Source organism: Agaribacter marinus, assembly GCF_030160655.1.
Classification (GTDB): Bacteria; Pseudomonadota; Gammaproteobacteria; order Enterobacterales; family Alteromonadaceae; genus Glaciecola; species Glaciecola marina.
In genome coordinates, this window is the sequence record NZ_BSOT01000006.1 from 171665 (window position 1) to 194588 (window position 22924).

General features: G+C 43.1%; 20 protein-coding genes. 16 read left to right on the plus strand and 4 right to left on the minus strand.

The genetic code is table 11. From position 1 onward, the window contains the following. Nucleotides 1-76 precede the first annotated feature (76 nt). On the plus strand, nt 77-940 hold the full coding sequence (gene ilvY / locus QQK00_RS11625) for an HTH-type transcriptional activator IlvY (RefSeq protein WP_284217748.1): 864 nt from the start codon (nt 77-79) through the stop codon (nt 938-940). Here the strand turns inward: ilvY and QQK00_RS11630 are convergent. After that, nucleotides 922-2457, minus strand: a complete 1536-nt coding sequence (locus QQK00_RS11630) for a YifB family Mg chelatase-like AAA ATPase (RefSeq protein ID WP_284217749.1) — start codon at nt 2455-2457, stop codon at nt 922-924. The two genes, ilvY and QQK00_RS11630, sit on opposite strands and share 19 nt — an antisense overlap. A gap of 400 nt (nt 2458-2857) precedes the next feature. Here QQK00_RS11630 and ilvD point away from each other — a divergent pair, with 400 nt between their 5' ends. The 3 genes from ilvD to QQK00_RS11645 all read left to right on the plus strand — a co-directional run bounded on the left by ilvD (nt 2858) and on the right by QQK00_RS11645 (nt 7657). Beyond that, nucleotides 2858-4705, plus strand: coding sequence for a dihydroxy-acid dehydratase (gene ilvD / locus QQK00_RS11635; RefSeq protein WP_284217750.1), 1848 nt, complete (start codon nt 2858-2860; stop codon nt 4703-4705). After that, nucleotides 4705-6243, plus strand: coding sequence for a threonine ammonia-lyase, biosynthetic (ilvA, locus tag QQK00_RS11640; protein ID WP_284217751.1), 1539 nt, complete (start codon nt 4705-4707; stop codon nt 6241-6243). Before ilvD ends, ilvA begins: the two co-directional genes overlap by 1 nt. A 280-nt stretch (nt 6244-6523) precedes the next feature. Further along, nucleotides 6524-7657 (plus strand): hypothetical protein, encoded by a 1134-nt coding sequence (locus tag QQK00_RS11645; RefSeq protein WP_284217752.1) that lies wholly within the window; start codon nt 6524-6526, stop codon nt 7655-7657. Between the two features lie 15 nt (nt 7658-7672). Here the strand turns inward: QQK00_RS11645 and plsB are convergent, their stop codons facing one another. Beyond that, nucleotides 7673-10111 carry a glycerol-3-phosphate 1-O-acyltransferase PlsB gene (gene plsB / locus QQK00_RS11650; protein WP_284217753.1) on the minus strand — a complete coding sequence of 813 codons (2439 nt, stop codon included), beginning with the start codon at nt 10109-10111 and terminating at the stop codon, nt 7673-7675. A 161-nt stretch (nt 10112-10272) separates the two neighbouring features. Between plsB and lexA the strand changes: the two genes are divergently transcribed. From lexA to QQK00_RS11675, 5 genes are all read left to right on the plus strand, one after another. After that, nucleotides 10273-10893, plus strand: coding sequence for a transcriptional repressor LexA (gene lexA / locus QQK00_RS11655; protein WP_284217754.1), 621 nt, complete (start codon nt 10273-10275; stop codon nt 10891-10893). 281 nt (nt 10894-11174) lie between these two features. Further along, nucleotides 11175-12311 (plus strand): cytochrome c oxidase subunit II, encoded by a 1137-nt coding sequence (gene coxB, locus QQK00_RS11660; RefSeq protein ID WP_431307738.1) that lies wholly within the window; start codon nt 11175-11177, stop codon nt 12309-12311. Between the two features lie 10 nt (nt 12312-12321). After that, nucleotides 12322-13965, plus strand: a complete 1644-nt coding sequence (ctaD, locus tag QQK00_RS11665) for a cytochrome c oxidase subunit I (protein ID WP_284217756.1) — start codon at nt 12322-12324, stop codon at nt 13963-13965. A 36-nt stretch (nt 13966-14001) separates the two neighbouring features. After that, nucleotides 14002-14619 (plus strand): cytochrome c oxidase assembly protein, encoded by a 618-nt coding sequence (locus QQK00_RS11670; protein WP_284218307.1) that lies wholly within the window; start codon nt 14002-14004, stop codon nt 14617-14619. 2 nt (nt 14620-14621) lie between these two features. Continuing rightward, the gene (locus QQK00_RS11675) at nt 14622-15503 is read left to right on the plus strand and encodes a cytochrome c oxidase subunit 3 (protein ID WP_284217757.1); all 882 of its coding nucleotides are present in this window, start codon (nt 14622-14624) and stop codon (nt 15501-15503) included. 42 nt (nt 15504-15545) lie between these two features. Here QQK00_RS11675 and QQK00_RS11680 read toward each other — a convergent pair whose 3' ends face one another. After that, entirely contained in the window at nt 15546-15755 is a 210-nt protein-coding gene (locus tag QQK00_RS11680) for a DUF2909 domain-containing protein (RefSeq protein ID WP_431307735.1), read from the minus strand. Nucleotides 15756-15781: 26 nt separating this feature from the next. On the opposite strand from QQK00_RS11680, the gene QQK00_RS11685 reads away from it, so the two are divergent. Genes QQK00_RS11685 through QQK00_RS11710 form a run of 6 tightly spaced genes read left to right on the plus strand, consistent with a single transcriptional unit; the run spans nt 15782 to nt 20384 of the window. Further along, nucleotides 15782-16504, plus strand: coding sequence for an SURF1 family protein (locus QQK00_RS11685; RefSeq protein WP_284217758.1), 723 nt, complete (start codon nt 15782-15784; stop codon nt 16502-16504). Between the two features lie 29 nt (nt 16505-16533). Continuing rightward, complete coding sequence (locus QQK00_RS11690; protein ID WP_284217759.1) at nt 16534-17091, plus strand: hypothetical protein; 558 nt, start codon at nt 16534-16536, stop codon at nt 17089-17091. Nucleotides 17092-17112: 21 nt separating this feature from the next. Beyond that, the gene (locus QQK00_RS11695; RefSeq protein ID WP_284217760.1) at nt 17113-18096 is read left to right on the plus strand and encodes a COX15/CtaA family protein; all 984 of its coding nucleotides are present in this window, start codon (nt 17113-17115) and stop codon (nt 18094-18096) included. Between the two features lie 56 nt (nt 18097-18152). After that, a complete protein-coding gene (gene cyoE / locus QQK00_RS11700; RefSeq protein ID WP_284217761.1) occupies nt 18153-19049 on the plus strand; it encodes a heme o synthase in 897 nt (298 codons plus the stop codon). Between the two features lie 41 nt (nt 19050-19090). Continuing rightward, entirely contained in the window at nt 19091-19759 is a 669-nt protein-coding gene (locus tag QQK00_RS11705; protein ID WP_284217762.1) for an SCO family protein, read from the plus strand. A gap of 28 nt (nt 19760-19787) precedes the next feature. Then, complete coding sequence (locus QQK00_RS11710) at nt 19788-20384, plus strand: GNAT family N-acetyltransferase (protein WP_284217763.1); 597 nt, start codon at nt 19788-19790, stop codon at nt 20382-20384. Between the two features lie 62 nt (nt 20385-20446). On the opposite strand, the gene QQK00_RS11715 is transcribed toward QQK00_RS11710, so the two are convergent. Then, entirely contained in the window at nt 20447-21568 is a 1122-nt protein-coding gene (locus QQK00_RS11715) for a polysaccharide deacetylase family protein (protein ID WP_284217764.1), read from the minus strand. A gap of 114 nt (nt 21569-21682) precedes the next feature. On the opposite strand from QQK00_RS11715, the gene QQK00_RS11720 reads away from it, so the two are divergent. Continuing rightward, the gene (locus tag QQK00_RS11720; RefSeq protein ID WP_431307736.1) at nt 21683-22921 is read left to right on the plus strand and encodes an MATE family efflux transporter; all 1239 of its coding nucleotides are present in this window, start codon (nt 21683-21685) and stop codon (nt 22919-22921) included. Nucleotides 22922-22924: the final 3 nt, after the last annotated feature.

Consider the following 22924-nt stretch of genomic DNA (forward strand, 5'->3'; position numbering starts at 1 on the left):
TAATCCCTGTACAGTAGTTAACTAAAAGCTCATCACTAATTTAAAAACGCCTGTTTTTATTTAAAAGTCGTCGCAAATGGATATTAAATCTCTTAAGTTATTTCAGCATTTAGCCAATAGCCTGCATTATTCTAAGACGGCACAGGCAATGTTTGTATCACCACCTACTTTGTCGCGCGTGATTACGCGTTTGGAAGAAGAGTTCAATACTACGTTGTTTATTCGCAACAACCGAAAAGTCGCGTTAACTAAAGCGGGTCAAACCTTACTTGCGTTTACCGATAATTTTCTAAGTGATTACACGTCCTTAGTACAAACACTGAATAAAGATGAAAATGTCCTAAAGGGAGAGTTGTCATTATTTTGTTCGGTTACAGCGAGTCAAAGCTATCTCCCTGCTATGCTCGATAGACTCCGTGAGCAGCACCCACAAGTGGATATAAAGTTGGATACTGGCGACCACGCATTAGCCGTTGAACAAGTCGCTTCACGACAGGTCGACATATCTATTGCTATTCATACACCGGATTTTCCGTCCAATGTGTATTTTCAGCAAATAGATACTGTACCTCTAACCTTGATCGTACCTAAACAGATGCCCATTGATCGCGTGGGAAATATTCGTTGGCAAAATATTAAGGTCATAATGCCAGCGCGAGGCCCGTCAAAAAGGATCGTACATCATTGGTTCGCCGAACAGAACATTCGGCCCAACGTGTATGCGCAAGTCTCGGGCAATGAAGCCATTGTCAGCATGGTGTCACTCGGCTTAGGCGTCGGGTTTGTGCCTCGTATCGTGTTGGAAAACTCAGCCGTACAACACAAAGTAAAAAGTTTAGCCGTAAATGAAATAGAAGCGTATCGCTTAGGCTTATGCTATCTAAAAGAACGCAGTAATGAGCCCTTAATCCATTCAATGTCTCAGTTATTTGCTAACTGATGCAATAGTCTGTCAAAGCTTCTATAAGAAAGCGCTTCTGCTAAGTGCTGATGCTGAATGTCATTAATATTCGCTATGTCAGCGATGGTTCGGGCAACTTTTATGGTGCGATGATAGCTACGCATAGACAGCCCTAGTTTTTCAGAGGCATTTGTCAAAAAATTCGAACAAGCTGCGTCTAACTTACAATGCATATTGAGTTCTTTATTATTCAATGCCGCATTTAATTTGCCTTGCCGCGCTAACTGAATGTCTACGGCTTTTTGCACGCCCTGACGCGCTTGTTTACTGGATAGCCGCTCGCTCGGCCCTTCTCCGGTTGATGCCTCAATGGACTTTTTTATATCAACTTTAGGTACATTTACCTGCATATCGATGCGATCCAATAAAGGCCCTGATAGTCTATTCAAGTAGCGAAGCACTTGATCAGCGTTTGCGCGTTTGTCGGTATGGTCACCCGTCGGGCTCGGATTCATTGCGGCAATCAGTTGAAAGTCTGCTGGATAAGTCACCTTATGCTTAGCCCTCGACAGGTGGATTTCCCCTGTTTCTAGCGGCTCTCGCAATACGTCGAGGACGTGGCGTCCAAATTCTGGTAGTTCATCTAAAAATAGCACGCCTTTATGAGCCAAGGTGATTTCGCCAGGCATGGGGTAACTGCCTCCTCCAACAATGGCAGTGGCTGAGCTAGAGTGATGGGGTTGACGAAAATTAGGCTGTAGCCAGTTATTGGCACTAACTTGTTCACCGACCACCGATTTGATACTTGCTACGGTGAGCGCGTCTTCTTCAGGCAGTGTCGGTAATATAGTAACTAAACGACTTGCGAGCATGCTTTTTCCTGTACCGGGAGGACCAAACAATAACATGTTATGCCCGCCCGCTGCCGCAAGTATCAGTGCACGTTTTGCGGCTTGTTGCTCGACAATATCCGCCAAGTCCATGTCTGCATTTTCGTCAGACTGAGCGTCATCGACGCTATTTAGCTGTGCCATTGGTAAGGCTTGCTTGTCGGTTAAATGAAGGTACACATCCCACAAAGACTTTGCTGCGAGCACCTTAGTGTTAGATACGAGCGACGCTTCACTGGCGTTACTTTCCGGTAGAATTAAACAACGCTTGCTCTTTTTTACTGCGCAGGCCATAGGTAAAGCCCCTTGAATACTGCGTAGTGCTCCTGAGAGTGCAAGTTCGCCAACAAACTCAAACTCACTCAAGTCCTTGACCGGAATTTGCTCGCTGGCGGTAAGAATGCCAATCGCAATGGCTAAATCAAACCGCCCACCCCCTTTTGGCAAATCCGCCGGTGCCATATTCACCGTTATACGATGACTTGGGAATTCAAACCCTGAATTAATAATGGCACTGCGCACTCTGTCTCTACTTTCTTTTACCGTTGTTTCAGGAAGACCGACCAAATGAAATCCGGGTAAGCCAGTAGACAGGTGAACTTCAATGGTAACGAGCGGCGCATCGATACCCAAATTTGCGCGGGTACGAACAACAGACAACGACATAAATACTTACTTCCTACAAGCGTCAATGTGACTATTTGAATAAAGGCTAAACTTTATATTGTTAGCCGAATCAAACAACTGAGCATGAGGCCAGTTTGATTCGAACTATCCGAGCGATATAGCTTGAATTTTCAAGTGATTTAAGGCACATTGCGCGTGTGACGACATTTTAATGATTTTTTGAGCATCCTTTACAGGGTCAGTAGAGTAAGCTGGCCGTTGCAGGGTGTTTGTAAGTGAATACAAAACCCTCCAAAATGGAGGGTTTTTTGTCGGTATCTATAGGTCAGATAATTCTATCTCCCATGGTTGCAGCAACCGATTCAAAAATAACTCAACTTACTTGCATATTACTAAGCCGTATTAAACAAATTTAAAGCAGTATACCTAGGAGTTAGCAATGCCAAAATTACGTTCAGCGACGACCACTCACGGTCGAAATATGGCCGGTGCGCGCGCACTATGGCGTGCAACAGGAATGAAAGACAATGACTTTGGCAAGCCAATCATTGCCATCGCCAACTCGTTCACTCAATTTGTCCCGGGCCACGTGCATTTAAAAGACTTGGGTCAACTCGTTGCCAAAAGCATTGAAGAAGCCGGCGCAGTAGCAAAAGAATTCAATACTATTGCGGTAGATGACGGTATTGCCATGGGCCACAGCGGAATGCTATACAGCTTGCCTTCGCGTGAAGTCATTGCCGATGCAGTAGAATACATGGTGAATGCACACTGCGCAGATGCCATCGTGTGTATTTCTAACTGTGACAAAATCACCCCAGGCATGTTAATGGCGGCTATGCGTCTTAATGTACCGGTCATTTTTGTGTCAGGTGGCCCGATGGAAGCGGGTAAAACTACGCTTTCTGACCAAGTCATCAAATTGGATTTAGTTGATGCCATGGTTGCCGCTGCAGATCCAAACGTGAGTGATGAAGATTCTGAGGCAATTGAACGCTCTGCATGCCCTACCTGTGGTTCTTGCTCGGGCATGTTTACTGCAAATTCAATGAACTGTTTAACCGAGGCACTTGGTTTGTCACTGCCGGGCAACGGCTCTACCTTGGCAACCCACACCGAAAGAGAACAACTGTTCATTAATGCCGGCAAGGTCATTGTTGATTTATGTAAGCGCTGGTATGGCGACGACGACGCCACTGCGCTGCCCCGTAACATCGCAAACTTTAAGGCCTTCGAAAATGCGATGAGTCTCGATATCGCTATGGGCGGCTCGACTAATACTATTTTGCATTTACTTGCTGCAGCGATTGAGGGTGAAATTGAGTTTACGATGGACGATATTGACCGTTTATCGCGCAAAGTACCGCATTTATGTAAAGTAGCGCCAGCTACACCGCAATATCACATGGAAGATGTGCATCGTGCGGGTGGCGTGCTTGGTATATTGAACGAATTAAATAAAGCAGGTTTATTACATGGCGACAATAGCCATGTATTAGGCAAGACAGTTGCTGAAGTGATCGCTGATTGGGATGTTACCAATCCAAGCAATGACAAAGCCATCGAATTTTACAAAGCAGGCCCTGCGGGTATACGCACAACTAAAGCGTTTAGTCAAAGCTGCCGCTGGCCAACGGTTGATGACGATCGCAAAGCCGGTTGTATCCGTGACCTAGAAAATGCCTACAGCTTAGAGGGTGGCTTGGCTGTGTTGTTTGGTAATTTGGCTGAAGACGGATGTATCGTGAAAACTGCTGGTGTCGATGAATCTATTCACAAATTTACAGGTCCTGCACGCGTATACGAAAGCCAAGATGATGCAGTTGCAGGCATTCTAAATGACGATGTTAAATCGGGTGAAGTAGTTGTTATTCGTTATGAAGGGCCAAAAGGTGGACCAGGTATGCAAGAAATGTTGTACCCCACCTCTTATCTGAAATCTAAAGGTTTAGGTAAGGCGTGCGCGCTTATCACCGACGGCAGATTTTCGGGTGGCACTAGTGGTTTGTCTATTGGTCACTGTTCTCCAGAGGCGGCGAGTGGTGGTGGTATTGCGTTTGTTGAAAATGGCGACCCTATTGAAATTGATATTCCAAATCGTACATTGAATTTGGCAATTTCTGATGAAGAATTTGCCGCGCGTAAAGCAAAAATGGATGCGAGCGACAAACCTTATCAACCAAAAGACCGAGTGCGTGAAGTATCTACAGCATTGAAAGTATTTGCCATGATGGCAACCAGTGCAGACAAGGGCGCGGTGAGAGATCCTTCTAAGATAAAGTACTAATGACTTATACTAAATCAGATTACCTAGTTAAGATATTGCAGGCGCCTATTTATGAGGCGGCTGTTATGTCTGACCTTGTGAATATGCCGCGTTTATCTGGTGAATTGCAAAATCAGATATTTTTAAAGCGAGAAGACCAGCAACCGGTAAAATCATTTAAGTTGCGCGGCGCTTACAATTGTATCGCTCAATTGAGTGACGTTGAAAAACAAGCGGGTGTTATTACTGCATCTGCCGGCAATCATGCTCAGGGAGTTGCTTATGCCGCAAAATCGCTGGGGATTAACGCAACGATCGTTATGCCAGAAACAACGCCAGATATAAAGGTCGACGCAGTAAGGCGTTTTGGTGGCGAGTTTGCGACAGTAGTGCAATTTGGTACTAGTTTTGACCAAGCAAGTGAGCATGCAAAAACCTTGTGTGAAGAACATCGCTTAACGATGATCCCGCCGTTCGATCACCCCAATGTCATTGCCGGGCAAGGGACGATTGGAAAAGAGATGTTGTCTCAGCAAAGTGATTTAGATGTCTTGTTTATTGCCGTCGGAGGCGGTGGATTGGCCGCGGGCATTGCGGTGTATGTGAAGCAAATCAATCCGAATATCAAAATTGTCGCGGTTGAGTCAGAAGAGTCGGCTTGTCTTCAGGCGGCTATGGCAAATGGGAAACCAGTTACCTTGCCCGAAGTGGGCATTTTTGCTGACGGTGTTGCAGTCAAAACGATTGGTGCTGAGCCGTTCCGATTATGTGAAAAGTACATTGACGAAGTCATGACGGTGACCAATGACGAATTGTGTACTGCCATCAAAGACATTTTTGATGATACACGCGTTATTGCAGAGCCTGCAGGTGCCTTATCGGTCGCCGCTATGCGTAAATACGTGCGAGAAAGCGGCGTGTCTGGACAAAAATTTGGTGGCATCTTATGCGGTGCAAACATTAATTTTCATACGCTACGGTATGTATCAGAACGTTGTGAATTAGGCGAGCAGAAAGAAGCCGTTTTTGCAGTTAAAATTCCTGAAGAAAAAGGGGCATTCAAGGCCTTTTGTGCAGCCCTTGGTGGCATTGTAATCACCGAATTTAACTACCGGTTGGCACATAACAGCAGCGCACATATCTTTGTCGGCGTTAAATTAAAACATGGCCGTGAAGAGTATGTAGAATTACTCGATAAACTAAATAATAGTGGCTATGATTGCTTTGATTTATCTAGCAACGAGCTAGCGAAGTTGCACGTGCGTCACATGGTAGGTGGTAGGCCATCTCAGCGCACAGAGGAAGTCGCGTATTCTTTTTCTTTCCCTGAATATCCAGGGGCTTTAATGCACTTCTTGAACGCCCTCGGACATAAATGGAACATTACACTTTTTCACTACCGAAATCATGGCGCTGCGAGCGGACTTGTGCTTATTGGTTTTGAGGTAGAAGAATATCAAAAATCAGAATTTCAAATGCATATCGATTCGCTTGGCTTTAATGCACAGCCACATACTAACGACCCCGCTTATGAGTTTTTCCTAGCGAGTGGACGCTAAATTCTATATACCGCGGAGATTCTGGCAGTCATCTGGCCGTGAACTTCGCGTCTCTTTTCTTATTACTAATTAACCTGAACTATTTCTTATCCACAGTTCAGGTTAATTAACGTAACGAAAGTACCAATCGACTGTTCGTAATCGTACACGCTGTGTACTCATTTTGTACACTTTCAAGCGGATACGAATCCTTACTTCTCTGTTTTTTCTATGTTTTTTCGTTGGCGTAAGGTTTGCTTGAGTCTTACAAGCAAGTTGCTTGTATTCAAGGGAGCTTAATGTGAAAAAAGAGATACTAAAGTACTTAACCCGCCTACATTTTATAGGTTTATCTGCATATTGCTACGCCGACGTAGTTAATGCTAACGAAAAAATATTTACGTGGCGTATTGTCAACGAACAGGAAAATATAATCAGTACTCCTATAAAAGTCCTCGACAGTTTAGGAATTAAATTGGCTCATGGAGAAAGGGCTGAATGGTTGGGGGATTTGCCAGAAAATTTTCACTTGTCATTGGAAATAAAAGCCAAGGTTATGGCGGGTATCGGATTTTATAGCAAAGGCCGACATGAATTCGAGTACCTATTTTTTAGAACAAGCAATGATAGTCCGAGTAGAGCCATACAATATCTGCCTGTATACAATGGGGCTTTTGCGTGGCATTTGTATTCTGACTATCAATACCCTGCTGCAATAAATTCAAATGATTTTTTTGGCGTGGAATTGACTTGCAGCACAGATGCATGTGAAGTCGTCGTCAACGCAGCAGACCAAGCCAAGTTCAACCTTTCCAGAAACGAATTTAACACTGGCTTATTCTTTAGAGCCTTTCAAGGAGATGCTGTGATCAGGAACGTAGAAGTTTCGCCTACACCAAGGCGAATTGTTAACGAGCCAGTACAAGCGAAGGCCGGGATGATTCAGTATTGGGAATTATCGCAACAGGTGGACCTTCCGTCTAACGTAAATATAGGGAAAATATGGCGTTCTTTGTCAAACGTGAACGACAAGCCATGGAAAAAGGTCCGGCCTGACAAGGCAGGGATAGTCAATATTTCCAAATACTTCGAACACCCTAAAGGCGCCGTATTTGCTAAAACGTGCCTTCAGGCTACTCAGGATGGTAGTGTCACATTGAAATTTGACTACAGCCACGTGTTAACTGTGCTATTAAATGGACAAATAATATTCAGTGGAAGAGAGTTAGATACTCATAACTTTTTTCGGATTTCACATGATGAGGAAAGTATCGAATTGCCTGTAACGAAAGGACAGAATGAATTGTCCTTTTTAATTCATGGTTATGATTTAAGCCATTTACCTCCTATATTTGACAGAACTCAATATGCCAACTGGGGGTATGTTGCGAGGACAGACGGAGCCATTGCCGTAAGTCCATGCAATCAAGGTTGAGAAGATAGATACTATCTATCTCTCAATCTGTTCTAAATGTTGAACAATTTCAGGCCATATTAGCGGCGTAATAGCATTTTTTAACAACAAACTCTTGTCTGAAAACGCCAAGCTACCATCTGGTTGGCTAGTTAATAAATCATTGTCCTTTAGCGCATTTACAAAGGTACTCAGTACGTTTTTGTCATAAAATTCTGGAGAATGGAGACCAAACAACGCGGACAGTCTTTCGGCTACCGTCACGCTTTGACGTTCTAGTTGCGCTCGTCCGATGATTTTTTCGGTTTCAAGAATTTTTAATACTACCGCGTAGCGTTGCCAAGTTTCTTGCATGGTCCGGCTAAGCAACCAGGCTGAATGAAATTTAGGGCTTGTAACCGCGGGTGAGGCGAGCATGTCATTATCTTCATTTAGGTAGCCTTCTTGTATGAAGTATGAGACTAAGTTGTCAGCATGTTCACACGCTTGCTCAATGTTTTGATGCATGAAAAATTCACGCTTTAACAATGGAAACAAGGTTCCTACCAAATCAATAATTTGCTGTTTAGTTTTGTGTTGACCACTAAACACAGCTGCCAGTACTAAACTCGGTATACTGAACATATGGATAATGTTATTGCGATAAAAGGTCAGTAAAACCGCGTTGTCATTCTTAGGCGATACCATCGTACCATATTTATCTTCAGATTGACTAAACCGGTTAAGCGCCAATGTGCGGTCAACTAATTCAGATGCCGTTTCATTAGGTAATGTAGAATCGCTACTATAAGGCACGGATTTGAACATCGTTAAGTAATCGTCAGTGGACTGAACCAACTCTTTCTTGCTCATTACATGTGTTTTTGAGCTAAGTAAACTCAACGCCAACATCGCGGTGCCATTTATTGCCGAGGCGCGGTTTATTCGGGTCATCACTGTGTCAGCCAATTTGTTGACCACTGGCGTTAGCCATTTGGGCTTTTTATCATTTTCAGGCTGTTGGTCGCGCCAATCTGGCGCAGAGTCATCTAAAAACTGATTGACATGAATGGGCTCGCCAAAATTCACAAACCCATGGCCGTAATTTTTCAACTTGCGTATTGCTGAGAAGACTTGCGTTGGTGATTCTTTCTTTTTACTTTTTCCGCGCAATTCCTTCATGTAACTTTTTACTTCCATCACATGCTCATAGCCAATATAAACAGGTACTATTGATACTGGCCGATTGATACCTTTGGCAAGCGCTTGCAGTGTCATTGCCAACATCCCGGTTTTTGGCGGCAGTAAGCGCCCTGTGCGGCTTCTGCCACCTTCAGGAAAATACTTGACCGAATAGCCTTTGTTAAAAAGCAATTCTAAGTATTCTTTAAATACCGCGGTGTATAGTTTGTTTCCGCCAAAACTGCGACGTAGGAAGAATGCCCCTCCACGTCTAAAAATCGGCCCAGCAGGCCAAAAATTTAAATTTATCCCCGCGGCTATATGCGGTGTTACAAGACCTTCATGATAGATAACGTAAGTTAACAACAAATAGTCCATATGGCTGCGGTGACAGGGAACATAGATAATTTCATGGCCGTTTTGTGCTAATTCTCTTACACGTTCTGCATGACTAACGTCAATACCGTCATAGATTTTGTTCCAGATTCGAGTGAGTACTCTATCACCCATACGGATTAGACCTTCACGGTAGTCCGCTGCAATTTCGTCTACGTAGGATATTGCGTTCTTTTTCGCTTTGTTATTGCTAACACCTTTTTGCTTAACTTCTTCAATTAGGGCGGCTTTAACCATGTCAGAGCCTAAAATCGAATTATGCAAAGTTTGTCTTTCTAGTAGTGTAGGTCCGCTAATGGTTTGGCGTTTACGTTGAAAGTGCGTGCGCGCAACACGTACTAATTTTTGAGCAATTTGTTTGTCACTACCATGTAAATCCGCTAATTGACGAGTAGATACTGCAGGTGAGTAGCTGACAAAGTTGTCACGCCCAAAGAACAACACGATTAACGCTTTGCGAAGCCAGTTAGGCGACGCTTTACTGGCAAATAGCTGAGCAAATCCCGATTTTTCTTTGCCGGCGGAGCGTCCCCATGTAATGAACACTGGTACCACTTGGAGGTCAAGCTCAGGGTTTTCGCGATGAATGTGAAACAGTTTTGTAAACACATCTTCAATGGCGGTCTTTTCAACCTTTCGCGTCAAAATGCTTTGGGGACGTTCGAGAAAATAACGTCTTTTTTGTTGAGTCCCCGCGACATTGACCATGTCATGCGGGCTTGGTAAACCAAGCGCCTTAGCGGACTTTTCTAACGCAAGCTGATCGGTGAAAGACTCAGTTTGTAGTAAGAATAGAATGGCTTTGTCAGTATTAATGCCAAGTTCGGCCTCTACATCAGCTGGTACACTTTTTACAGAGACTAACCAAGTAATTGCTTTAGAGAAAATCCATCGGGCTGCTGTTCTGATCGAACTCATTGTTGCGTTTAACCTTAAAATAATTAAGTGCAGACTTCAGTTATGATAGAGGGGAATAATATCATGAACTCAAATACTTACCCTATAAAAACAGATAAAGTTGCGTTTTTTACTACCGTGCGTATACTTCTCGTATAACTGTATAGAAAAACAGGCTGTTTATGCGTCCATTAACACAAAGACAACAGGAAGTCCTCGATCTCATTAAGAACACGATGATCGACACCGGCATGCCGCCAACTAGAGCTGAAATTGCGCGCCAATTAGGTTTCCGTTCTGCAAATGCAGCAGAAGAGCATTTGAAAGCGTTGGCAAAAAAAGGTGTGATTGAAATACTGCCGGGTACCTCACGTGGTATCAAGCTGAATTGCGCATTGGACGATGAAATAGAAGATGGCCTACCGCTGATTGGCAAAGTGGCTGCAGGAGAGCCGATACTTGCGCAGGAGCACGTTGAATCGCACTATAAAGTAGATCCTGCGATGTTTCATCCTGGCGCAGATTTTTTACTTCGTGTGAGCGGCATGAGCATGAAGAAAATTGGCATTATGGATGGTGATTTACTTGCTGTACACAAAACACAAGACGTCCGAAATGGTCAGGTAGTCGTCGCACGCGTCGATGAGGACGTTACTGTAAAACGTCTTGAGCAGCGAGGGGCACAAATTATATTACATGCTGAAAACGACGATTTCGATCCCATCAAAGTAGATTTGGCATCTCAGTTTTTTACCATTGAAGGATTAGCGGTAGGAATTATTCGAGATTCTGTTGATTTCTAGATAGTTTACAAAAACTTAACAAAGGCTGCCCTTAAGGTGGCCTTTTTTGTTTGCATCTGTTTAAAAAACAAACTATTAATAAGTAAATACGATCATAATGTTCATTTTTTATAAAAAATGACTAGACGCCACACAAAAACTGATTAATGATTGCACAGTGATTCACAATTGGATAACAAAAAATACACCTTGATTTTGTTGCTTAGCCGTTAATCTCGGCTTGCCAAAAAATAAAGTGACATGTAATCAGTCAATCTTAAGGGAGAAGTAGTGTGAAGTCGCTGAAATGCTTAGTAAGCACGTTTGTACTATTAGTGTCTTGGTTTAGTTCTGCTCAAAGTGCTGCAGAACGTTCAGATCTTAACTTGCGTACTGGTGTCACCGACATAAGTCAACAAGTCTATAGTCTGCATATGTTGATGTTTTGGATATGCGTGGTTATCGCTGTATTGGTCTTTGGTGCCATGTTTTACGCGATGTTTAAACATAGAAAGTCAGCAGGTCATGAAGCCGCAAACTTCCATGAAAATATAAAGGTAGAGATTGCTTGGACTGTTGTTCCTTTTGTCATTCTCATTGGCATGGCTATCCCTGCTGCTAGCACTCTTGATGACATGGAAGATGCATCGAAGCCTGATATGACGGTGCTTGTCACTGGTTCTCAGTGGAAATGGCACTACAAATACATGGAAAACGAGGTCGAATACTTTTCGGTACTAGCGACGCAACGTGAGCAAATCGAAAATAAATTCAATAAAGGCGAAAATTACTTACTCGAAGTCGACCGCCCATTAGTTATCCCCACAGGTCAAAAAGTTCGTTTCTTAATTACGTCAGACGACGTTATTCATAGCTGGTGGGTACCCGACTTTGCCGTTAAAAAAGATGCGAATCCGGGTTTCATTAATGAAGCTTGGGCACGCGTAAATGAACCCGGCATCTATCGCGGACAATGTGCAGAATTATGCGGAAAAGACCACGGCTTTATGCCAGTGGTCGTCATTGCAAAAGAACCAGCTGAGTATGCGCAATGGATAAATGAGCAAGAGCAAATAGCCGTCGCACGGAAAGAAGAGGAACAGCGCTTACTCGCGATGAATATGAGTATGGATGAGTTAATGAAGCAAGGGCAACAAACCTACAACGCAGTATGTGCTGCATGTCATCAACCAAACGGTGAAGGCTTGCCTGGCGTATTCCCTTCTTTGAAAGGTTCGGCGTTAATATTAAATGATCAGCAGGCGCATATCGATATCGTCGTGAATGGGCGCGCAGGCACAGCCATGCAATCCTTCTCAAAACAATTAACAATGTCAGAAATTGCAGCGGTCGTTACTTACACAAGAAATGCTTGGAACAATAACACCGGTGATTTAGTGCAAGCCAAAGACGTCAACGCTCTGATGCAAGGAGAGTAGGGGAATTACTATGACAACATTAACTGACGACGTAAAAGACCCAGCAACAGATGACGCTTCTCATGATGGCCATGCGCATGATGATCATTCTCATGACGATCACCATCATCATATACCTAAAGGCATCTCTCGCTGGCTGTTAACCACCAACCACAAAGATATCGGTACGCTTTATCTTTGGTTCGCGTTCATCATGTTTTTGGTGGGCGGTGCTATGGCGATGGTAATCCGCGCAGAACTTTTTCAACCTGGGCTACAAATTGTTGAGCCAAATTTCTTCAATCAAATGACGACGGTGCATGGTCTAATTATGGTGTTTGGTGCGGTCATGCCTGCATTCACAGGACTAGCTAACTGGCTGGTACCGATGATGATTGGCGCGCCTGATATGGCACTGCCAAGAATGAATAATTGGTCTTTTTGGATCTTGCCTTTTGCTTTCTTAATTCTATTGTCTTCCTTGTTCATGGAAGGTGGTGGTCCCTCATTTGGGTGGACGTTTTATGCGCCACTTTCCACAACGTATAGCGGTGACAGTACGGCGTTGTTTGTGTTCTCGGTGCATATAATGGGTATTAGCTCAATCATGGGGGCAATAAACGTGATTGTGACTATTTTCAACATGCGAGCGCCAGGCATGACCTTAATGAAAATGCCAATGTTTGTATGGACATGGTTGATTACTGCATTTCTACTAATAGCCGTAATGCCAGTGTTAGCTGGCGTGGTAACGATGGTCCTTACCGATAAATATTTTGGGACTAGCTTCTTTGATGCGGCGGGTGGTGGTGACCCGGTATTGTTTCAGCACATATTCTGGTTCTTTGGTCATCCAGAAGTGTATATTATGATTTTGCCTGCGTTTGGCATCATCTCTCAAATTGTCCCGACCTTCTCTCGTAAAAAACTCTTTGGTTATGCTTCTATGGTGTATGCCACAGCTTCTATCGCACTGCTGTCTTTTGTGGTTTGGGCGCACCATATGTTTACCACAGGTATGCCAGTGGAATGGGAGAAGTTCTTTATGTTTGCAACCATGCTGATATCGGTGCCGACAGGTGTAAAAGTATTTAACTGGGTCGCGACTATGTGGCGAGGTTCTCTTACTTTTGAAATCCCAATGCTATTTGCAATCGCGTTTATCGTATTATTTACGATTGGTGGTTTGTCTGGCTTAATGTTGGCAATAACGCCTGTGGATTTTCAATATCATGATACCTACTTTGTAGTGGCACATTTCCACTATGTGCTTGTCACCGGCGCGGTCTTCTCAATTATGGCTGCCGTTTATTATTGGTTACCTAAATGGACCGGCCGCATGTTTGATATAACGCTGGCCAAATGGCATTTTTGGTGCTCATTAATTTCTGTGAACGTGCTGTTCTTCCCCATGCATTTTGTTGGTTTGGCCGGTATGCCTCGTAGGATCCCTGACTATGCGCTTCAATTTGCTGACTTTAACAAATGGATTAGCGTTGGCGGTTTTGCTTTCGGTTTATCGCAACTCATATTTTTAGCTTTACTAGTCAAAGCCTGTAGAAAGCGTGGTGAACCAGTCTCTGACCAAGTATGGGATGGTGCAGAAGGTTTAGAGTGGGAAATACCATCACCAGCACCGTATCATACCTTTGATACACCGCCGCAAATTAAATAACTGAACGGCAGCATTGATACAGTGAAAAATCATGGTATGGAGCAAAACGTTAAGCCAAAAACGTCAATAGATGAGGGGTCTTTGCGAGCTGCGCCAAATAATGCAAAGACGGTGACAAAGCTTGTCTTTGTCGTTATTGGTATGTTTGGTTTTGGTTTTGCACTAGTGCCTTTGTACGATGTGTTCTGTGATATTGCTGGTATCAATGGCAAAACAGCGACTACGGCAGCAGTGTACGAACCTACATTAATTGATGAGTCTCGCAGTATTACTGTCGACTTTATTACACGCACAAATACCGGTATGCCTTGGGAGTTTTCAGTACAAACTAAAAGTATTGATGTGCATCCTGGTAAATTGGCGAAAGTAGATTTTTATGTCAGGAATCCCGCCTCTAGAGACATTATTGCACAGGCGATACCGTCGATTTCACCTGGCAAGGCGGCGTTGTACATGAACAAGACTGAGTGTTTCTGCTTTAATCATCAACCGCTAAAAGCAGGTGAAGAAGCGATAATGCCAATGACATTTTTTATTGACCCGCAGCTACCTGATGAGATTACCTACTTTACGCTGCAATACACTCTTTACGATATTACCGAGCGCGTTGATGAGCCTGTCAGCGTTGCTATGAACAAAAGCCAAGGGAGATAACAATGGCCCAGCAAGAATATCAAAAGTATTACGTCCCCGATCAAAGTATTTGGCCCATTGTCGGTGCGGTTGCCTTGTTCCTAATCGCTGTGGGCGCGGGTAATTATGTGGTTGAAGTCTCGAAAGGGAAAGAAGGCATTGGCGGTTATATATTAGTTCTCGGCTTGATTACTTTGTTAGTCATGGTGACTGGTTGGTTCAAAAATCAGATAGATGAGTCTATGAGTGGTTTGTATAGTGCTCAGTTAGGACGTTCTTATCGGCAAGGAATGGCTTGGTTTATATTTTCCGAAGTCATGTTTTTTGCTGCATTTTTTGGTGCTCTTTTTTATGCCAGAATGATTGCGGTGCCTTGGTTGGGCGGCGCGTCGAATAATGCGATGACAAATGAAGTATTGTGGCCAACGTTTGAAGCGATGTGGCCGTTAACTGGCACGCCTGATGGCACACAAACGACGGCAATGGCAGCTACGGGGCTACCATTGATTAACACCGCGATTTTATTAGTATCCTCTGTAACGTTGCATTATGCCCATGTTGGCTTAGAGCAGAACAAACGTAAGCAGTTGACGGCTTTATTGGGTGTGACAATTCTTTTGGGCGCGGTGTTTTTAGTGTTACAGGTGTGGGAGTACATTCACGCATATAGAGATTTGGGCTTAACGCTCCAGTCTGGCGTCTATGGGAATACCTTCTTTATGCTCACAGGGTTTCACGGTTTGCATGTCACGCTCGGTACGATAATTTTGATTGTATTATTTTTTAGAGTGATAAAAGGTCACTTTACACCAAAAGAACATTTTGCTTTTCAGGCGGGTAGTTGGTATTGGCATTTTGTAGACGTTGTTTGGGTAATGTTGTTTTTCTTTGTTTACGTGTTGTAGCTAGTGCTTCAACTACATTAAAAGAGTATTACATAACCGTACTTAGTAGGGCCGTGGGTTTGGAGTAATAATGCCGGTGGCAATCGCTAGTAAAAGTAAAATTACAATGGCCGCAGACGCTAAGACTCGGCGGCCAATATATTTACTCATTGGTTCTTCAGACTCGCCTTTTAACATAACAATCATGGCTTTAAATAAATTGAAAATCATGAAGATGAGCAATGCGCCAACTGTGATTTTTACCGCCAACATATTCAATGCTCCTTTGGTGATAGATCATGCTTTTGCATAAAGCTGGTTTTTTATCGTCTTTGGTTACCATAGTCGCAATTATCTGCATTGTCATTATGTTCTTGCTTGGTTTTTGGCAGCTAGACCGAAAACAACAAAAAGAAGTGCGTTTGGCACAAATTGAGAAAGGCAGTCAGGTTTCTCCGGTTGAATTGATTGATGTAGCCAATACGCCAGAAAAATACATAGATTACAAAGCTGAAGTATTGGGCATCGCGACGCCTTCACTATTTTATGTTGATAACAAGATCCATGAAGGCAAGGCGGGATATCACGTGCTGCAAGCTGTGAATACTGATTTAGGCTACGTTATTGTAAACCTCGGCTGGGTAAATGGTGTGAGTGAGCAAAGAGCATTACCTGTGGTAGCACCTTTGACAGGGAATGTTGTGCTAACAGGTATGATTGCAGTGCCGCAATTGAATGTATTTATCTCTGAAACTAATGACCGTTTTGGTGAATTTCCGGCCCGCATACAACAGCTTGACTTAGCAATTATTTCGCAGCATTTAAGAGAACCTGTGTTGCCTTTTGTATTGCTAGCGGATACAAAAAGTCAATCGTCGTTTATTCGAGAGTGGCAGCCTGTTGTGATGTCACCAGACAAACATTTAGGCTATGCCATACAGTGGTTTGGTTTGGGAGTAGCTGGACTGACAGTCTTTTTAGTTTCCGCGATTAAGCAAAAAAACAAACCCATGGTTGAATAGACCTTATTTATACTCAAGGAATTAAGGCAATGAAAATTAAGAAGCATAAATTAAGTATTATCATGTTGGTGGTTGTTTTTGTGTTGCCCGTTGTATTGGCTAAAGTCGCACTGGATAACAGTTGGTTTAATGAGGCTTCGACAAATAGGGGGCGGCTGCTACAACCAACTATCGACGCAGCGCCTATTTTAAAAGATACAGAAAAGAAGTGGCACTTTGTGTATGTGTTGCCCGAAAGTTGTGAGCAAGACTGTGAAAACGCCATTTATGCTATTGGACAAGTAAAAGCAGCCGTTGGGCGTGAAGGAGAGCGGGTGGATGCAGTATTTTTGGCAACTGAATCCAGCGATCCTAACACTGTTGCCTTACTAAATAGCAGCTCGCAACTGGAGTTGTTGCATAAAGATATCTCAACCGTTAATAAAGTGTTTAAAGATGTTGACGTTAATGCTATTTTCATTGCTGATACTTTAAACAATATTGTGCTTTCCTATCCAAGTAGAAGCGATAAAGAGCAGGCGATCATGGATAGTCGAGATATGTTGGCAGATTTACGTAAGCTGTTAAAACTATCTCGCATTGGTTAGTGCACTAAGGGCAAAACAGTAATGAGAAAACTCGCGTTGTTCAGTATTTTTTTAGCACTTGTCGTGATTGTGCTAGGTGCATATACGCGTTTAACGGATGCGGGTTTAGGCTGCCCTGACTGGCCTGGGTGTTATGGTGAATTACTAGTGCCACAAGCTGCTGCCAGTATCGATGCAGCGAATGCCGCTTTTCCCGAAAGACCCCTAGAGGCCGAAAAAGCATGGAATGAAATGATTCATCGTTACTTTGCTGCAGCACTGGGTTTTTTCATTTTACTGATTTTTGTGGGTGCACTTATTAAGCGTTTACGAGGAAAGCCTGCGCCTTTTTTCTTGCCCTTCTTATTATTGATAATGGTATGTTTTCAAGGTCTATTGGGAATGTGGACAGTGACCTTAAATTTGTTGCCAGTTGTGGTGATGGGACATTTACTAGGCGGCTTTACTGTCTTAACGTTGCTGTTCTTACTATATATCCGTCTAACGCCATTTCGTATTCCTGGTGGCGACTCACAAATACGTTATCTAGCAAAATTTGGTTCTCTTGGTATTTTGTTATTGGTAATACAGATTGGGCTTGGCGGTTGGACCTCGGCAAATTACGCATCGTTGGCTTGTACCGAGTTACCGATATGTGAGGGTAACTGGATGAGCAAACTAGATTTTGCTGGCGCTTTTAGCGTACCAGAGGCAGAAAACTACGAATACGGCGTGCACCCTTACGAAGATAGAATGACTATGCATGTGATGCATCGCTTTGGCGCGATTATTGTGTTTATTTATCTTTGCTGGTTGGCTGTCACATTGTGGCGTAAGGCGGATTCCGGCTTAGTTAAGCGATTGTGTAATCTTTTGGTGATTGTACTCGGTGTTCAAATTGTGTTGGGTGTAAGTAATGTTGTGTATTCCTTGCCGCTCACCGTGGCCGTGATGCACAACGCCGTAGCGGCATGTCTATTGTTGGTATTGGTACTCATTACTTACACAATGTACCGAAAATATTGACGTATTTACGATGAAATTATGAAGGTATTCTTAAATCGGAACCTTAGGAGCAAGTGATGGCAAAGCAAGCCTTGTTAAGCAAAAACATTTCGCAGTCTGCCAGTTGGCGAGATTACTATGAGTTGACGAAACCACGAGTCGTAATGTTGCTTTTGCTTACTGCGTTAGTGGGGATGTGTTTGGCAACGCCTACTTGGGTTGAGCCGACAATTTTAGTCGCAGGTATGTTGGGTATTGGGATGTTATCGTCTGCTGCGGCTGTGATTAATCATGTGGTTGATCACAAAATTGATAGCGTGATGGCACGTACATTCAATCGGCCTGTCGCCAGGGGTAAAGTATCTCCGCAACGCGCATTAATATTCGCTTTTGTATTAGCAACACTTGGTTTTGTGCTATTAGTTGCCTATGTCAATATGCTGACCGCTTGGTTAACCTTGGCAAGCCTTGTAGGTTATGCATTTATTTATACCATGTATCTAAAACGTGCTACGCCACAAAATATCGTCATTGGTGGTTTAGCTGGCGCCGCGCCTCCATTATTAGGCTGGACGGCCGTTACCGGTGAAATTCATGCATATGGTTTACTCCTTGTTTTGATTATTTTTACTTGGACACCACCACATTTTTGGGCATTGGCGATTCATCGCGAAAAAGACTATGCGAAGGCCGAGATCCCAATGCTACCTAATACACATGGTATTGAATTTACTAAAACATGTATCTTGTTGTATACCGTATTGCTTTGCTTAGTATGTGCGCTGCCATATTTAATTGGTATGACAGGGATGATTTACCTTATTGGTTCAACAGTGCTTAATGCGTGGTTCATGTATATGGCGTGGAAGCTAAAATTTAAGCCGCAGCCGTCGACTGCGATGGATACGTTCAAATTTTCTATTTTGCATTTAATGCTTCTCTTTGTTGTGCTTTTACTTGATCATTACGTATAGTATTTGGTTGGTGAGAAGCTCATCCTTGAGAAGGAATTTACATGCAAAATAAGTGGTTAGTCCCTGTTGGTGTCTTGGCGTTAGTTATCGGTGTTTACTTAGCCTCAACCCTTGGGCAAGGCGGCAGTTTAGAGGGCAATAATTCTTCTTCATTGCAGTCCCAAACTAAATTTCTGCATTGGTATCCAGAACCACGCAAGCTTGCTGATTTTGAAATTACTCAACATAACCAAATGCCAATGAACAATCAGACATTGGCAGGCAAGTGGACCTTAGCTTTTGTTGGTTACACATTTTGTCCGGATATTTGCCCGGTTACCTTGGCAGAAATCAATAAAGTCTATCCTGACTTAAAACAAGTAGCGGCTGAAAGCCCTTTGCAAGTTTGGTTTCTTTCTGTTGATCCAAAGCGAGACACACTTGAAAGACTAAATGAATACGTGAGTTATTTTAATCCAGAATTTATTGCTAGCACGGGTGAACATGCGCAATTATTTCCTTTGGTAAGAAGCATGGGGATGATGTATTCAATTGCAGGCGCGACAGACGATCCAAATTACCTTGTTGATCACAGTGCATCGATCGTGGTTATCAACCCTAACGGTCACGTGATTGGTCGCTTTAAGCCGGTGCATAAGCCGGGTCAACTAGCCACTAGCGACATGCAACAATTGTTACATGACTTGCCTTTATTGCTAACATCAAGTTAAGTCTTTACTTATAAAAAGGCGTAATCTTATGCTAGAAATTAAGCAAGGTACTATACAATACACGGACGGTATTGTGCCTCTCATTCTTGCCTCAGCCCCTGAACTACTTGCCTATATTTTTGGTTCGACGGAAAAAGCTGCGTCATTTTTAGCGCATGCGGTTAAGCAAAATGATGGTCAATTTAGCGCTGTTCGTCATAAAATCGCCATCATGGACAATAAACTTGTAGGGTGTGTGAGCATTTGGCATACCGATATGCCCCCAAACTTTCATGATGCTACACTAAAGAGTATTGCCACCTTTTTAAGTCCTGAACAGATGGCGCATGTAATTGCTATCAACCCGCTACTAGTTACTTTGTTTCCGCCGCCAACATTGGATGAATTGTGTTTTGGCCATTTGTCGGTTAGACCTGATTATCAGGGAGTCGGTGTGGCAAGTAAGCTATTGAGCTATATTGTTAGACAAGCTAAATATTTGAAAAAAAATACGATTGTTTTAGATGTAGACGAGTGCAACCAAGATGCTTTAGCCTTTTACGAAAAGTGGCAATTTAAAACAATTGAGCGGGCATTGTTTGAGCCTACGCGACAACATTTTTTGCGTCTCAACTTGAAGGTTTAGCAATTAACGTTGCCCATGTGCAATCAACGGCCATTTTACGTTTTTACGCTTAATTTGACTCCTTATTCTAAAAACTTCCCTTTTTCGGTGGGTACAAAGAAAGGTTGGCTATACCAATAATAACGTCCCTTTAAACTTTTACTTGGTGCCGTGCAGTTGACCCGAATACGCCCAGGCCCAAACGTATGGGCAAGGGTAACGTTCATCTCTATATCCGTTGTATTATTTTGCGTCACCACTGGAATGGATTCTCCTTTAAAGTAACACGCAATACTATCAAATTTCATATCAGATGCGGAAAGGTTAGCGCTCCAATGCTTCAGTGGCAGTGTTTTTACTGTAAAGCTGTGCAAGGCTTCGCCAACAGACATCACAGGGTCGTGTATTGACGTTTCGGCAATGGGCATAGGTAAACTTTTCATTTTTACTTTAAGGGTATCGAGGTTTGCGTAGATACCCGCCGCTGGAAAGCGTGGCAGCGCACCAAAATCTGAATCAATATTCACTGCGCCCGAATGTTGCGCAAAACCTACGTAACCTAATTTTAGTAGCGCATTTTTTAGCTGGGCATTAAACTCGCCATAAGGGTATGCAAGCCACTTTTTACTGTATCCAAGTTGGGATTCTATTTTTTTCTCAGCAGATTGAATGTTTTGAATGATGCGCGTTAGCCACATTTCGTCAGTTTCATTCGCGATTTTTTCAACCAAATGAATGTGATCTAAGGTGTGATTTGCAAAGGTGGCTAAAGGCTTCATTTCCTTTATTTGTTGCCAATTTAATTGTAGGTGACTTCTGCCAATTTCGTCTGGGTTAATAAATACGGTGTAGGGCATATTGTATTTTTTTAACAGTGTATGCGCGTTTTCAAAAATACTGAGATAACCATCATCAAATGTAATTACCACAGAATTAGATGGCATTGGAAAATCATTTTTTACAGCATCAAGTGCATTTTCAAGTGTAATGACTTTATGCTTTTCATTGATGTACTTAAGATGTTCTTCAAATATTTCCGGTAAGGTTGACGTAATACTCGGCGTTCTATCGCTGATATGGTGGTATTGCAAGATAGTAAAAGATGAATGAGGTTTTAACTGACCCATCATGTTCTTTACTTGGGCGTCGGAAAATAAACTGTGTCCGAACAGTACGATGAGGATAAGAGCTTGGTATAATTTCATTTCAACTGTCCCTGACTGGAAAAACATATTAACACGGTAGAACGACATAAACGGCTTTTAAGCATAGCCTTTCCCCTTATAGTAGCAAATATTACGACGCCATTGTTGGGTCTTGTGGATACAGCAATTTTAGGACGAATGGGTGGGCTTCATTATTTAGCGGGTGCTGCAATAGGGAGCTTGATTATCACACAGCTCTATTGGGTTTGTGGCTTTCTAAAAATGTCGATCACGGGCCTGAGCGCCCAAGCCGATCGGTCTTCAGGGCAGGCAAGAGCAGATGTTTTGGTACAAGGTGCAGTAGCCAGTATATTAATAGCATTCATCATCATACTGGTCAGTCCGCTTATTTTGGATGCTGGGCTTTGGTTTGTTGGCGACCAACAACAAACCAATCAAAGTACGGTTGACTATTTTGAGATACGAATATGGGGAGCACCCGCGGCGCTGCTTAACTTGGTATGCATAGGGTGGTTAGTTGGCCAACAGCGTACTACCTTAGTTTTGGCAATCCAAGTGGTGACTAACATCATCAATATTGTCGCAAGTTTGATATTCGTTTATGAATTGGATTTTGGTGTACAGGGCGTCGCTGCAGGTACCTTAGTGGCGGAATATTCAAGTACAGGGATGTGTTTGCTGCTGGTAGTAAGGGTCCTTGCCAGTCAAGATTATTTTTTAGGAATGCCAAAGCTTAGCGCGTTAGTGTCGTTGGCAAATTTAAATGCAAATATTTTCGTTCGTAATTTGGCGTTGCAATTTACACTTGCGTTTATTACGTTGATTGGGGTGACTTTTGGGACTGAGGCCGCGGCAATCAATGCGATTTTAATGCAGTTTTTCTCACTCATTGCGTTAGGCCTAGACGGTATTGCTAATGCGGTGGAGTCCCTTGTTGGCCGAGCCAAAGGCGAGAAAGCGTTTTCATCTCTCAAACGTGAGGTTAATGCGGGCTTATTTTGGTCAAGTATAATTGCACTTGTATATGCAATGCTATTTTGGATATTTGGGCAAAATATTTTGACTTTGTTGTCTGACAATCTGGCCTTACATAAGGTTTTTGATGAATATCATTGGGTGGTAGTTACATTGCCGTTAGTGAGCCACTGGTGCTTTTTATTCGATGGTGTTTACGTTGGGTTGACTGCGGGAAGGACGATGAGAAATACAATGTTAGCGAGTACCCTGTTTGTATTCTTACCCACATTCTACGTAGTTGATAAATTTACTCATCACGGGAATATGGCATTGTGGATAGCCATGTTGGCTTTTTTAGGCAGCAGAGGTGTTTTGTTGTGGGGGGATTATCTCAAACATGTAGGCCGCCACCCAAAGACAGCATTATTTGGATAGCGG

What these genes read in the sequence shown, in the direction of transcription:
- QQK00_RS11675 (WP_284217757.1), top strand. Translation starts at nt 14,622, where the DNA reads ATGGCCCAGCAAGAATATCAAAAGTATTACGTCCCCGATCAAAGTATT.
- ilvA (WP_284217751.1), top strand. Translation starts at nt 4,705, where the DNA reads ATGACTTATACTAAATCAGATTACCTAGTTAAGATATTGCAGGCGCCT.
- QQK00_RS11670 (WP_284218307.1), top strand. Translation starts at nt 14,002, where the DNA reads ATGGAGCAAAACGTTAAGCCAAAAACGTCAATAGATGAGGGGTCTTTG.
- QQK00_RS11680 (WP_431307735.1), bottom strand. Translation starts at nt 15,755, where the DNA reads ATGTTGGCGGTAAAAATCACAGTTGGCGCATTGCTCATCTTCATGATT.
- lexA (WP_284217754.1), top strand. Translation starts at nt 10,273, where the DNA reads ATGCGTCCATTAACACAAAGACAACAGGAAGTCCTCGATCTCATTAAG.
- ilvD (WP_284217750.1), top strand. Translation starts at nt 2,858, where the DNA reads ATGCCAAAATTACGTTCAGCGACGACCACTCACGGTCGAAATATGGCC.
- cyoE (WP_284217761.1), top strand. Translation starts at nt 18,153, where the DNA reads ATGGCAAAGCAAGCCTTGTTAAGCAAAAACATTTCGCAGTCTGCCAGT.
- ctaD (WP_284217756.1), top strand. Translation starts at nt 12,322, where the DNA reads ATGACAACATTAACTGACGACGTAAAAGACCCAGCAACAGATGACGCT.
- ilvY (WP_284217748.1), top strand. Translation starts at nt 77, where the DNA reads ATGGATATTAAATCTCTTAAGTTATTTCAGCATTTAGCCAATAGCCTG.
- plsB (WP_284217753.1), bottom strand. Translation starts at nt 10,111, where the DNA reads ATGAGTTCGATCAGAACAGCAGCCCGATGGATTTTCTCTAAAGCAATT.
- QQK00_RS11695 (WP_284217760.1), top strand. Translation starts at nt 17,113, where the DNA reads ATGAGAAAACTCGCGTTGTTCAGTATTTTTTTAGCACTTGTCGTGATT.
- QQK00_RS11685 (WP_284217758.1), top strand. Translation starts at nt 15,782, where the DNA reads ATGCTTTTGCATAAAGCTGGTTTTTTATCGTCTTTGGTTACCATAGTC.
- QQK00_RS11705 (WP_284217762.1), top strand. Translation starts at nt 19,091, where the DNA reads ATGCAAAATAAGTGGTTAGTCCCTGTTGGTGTCTTGGCGTTAGTTATC.
- QQK00_RS11630 (WP_284217749.1), bottom strand. Translation starts at nt 2,457, where the DNA reads ATGTCGTTGTCTGTTGTTCGTACCCGCGCAAATTTGGGTATCGATGCG.
- QQK00_RS11710 (WP_284217763.1), top strand. Translation starts at nt 19,788, where the DNA reads ATGCTAGAAATTAAGCAAGGTACTATACAATACACGGACGGTATTGTG.
- QQK00_RS11715 (WP_284217764.1), bottom strand. Translation starts at nt 21,568, where the DNA reads ATGAAATTATACCAAGCTCTTATCCTCATCGTACTGTTCGGACACAGT.
- QQK00_RS11690 (WP_284217759.1), top strand. Translation starts at nt 16,534, where the DNA reads ATGAAAATTAAGAAGCATAAATTAAGTATTATCATGTTGGTGGTTGTT.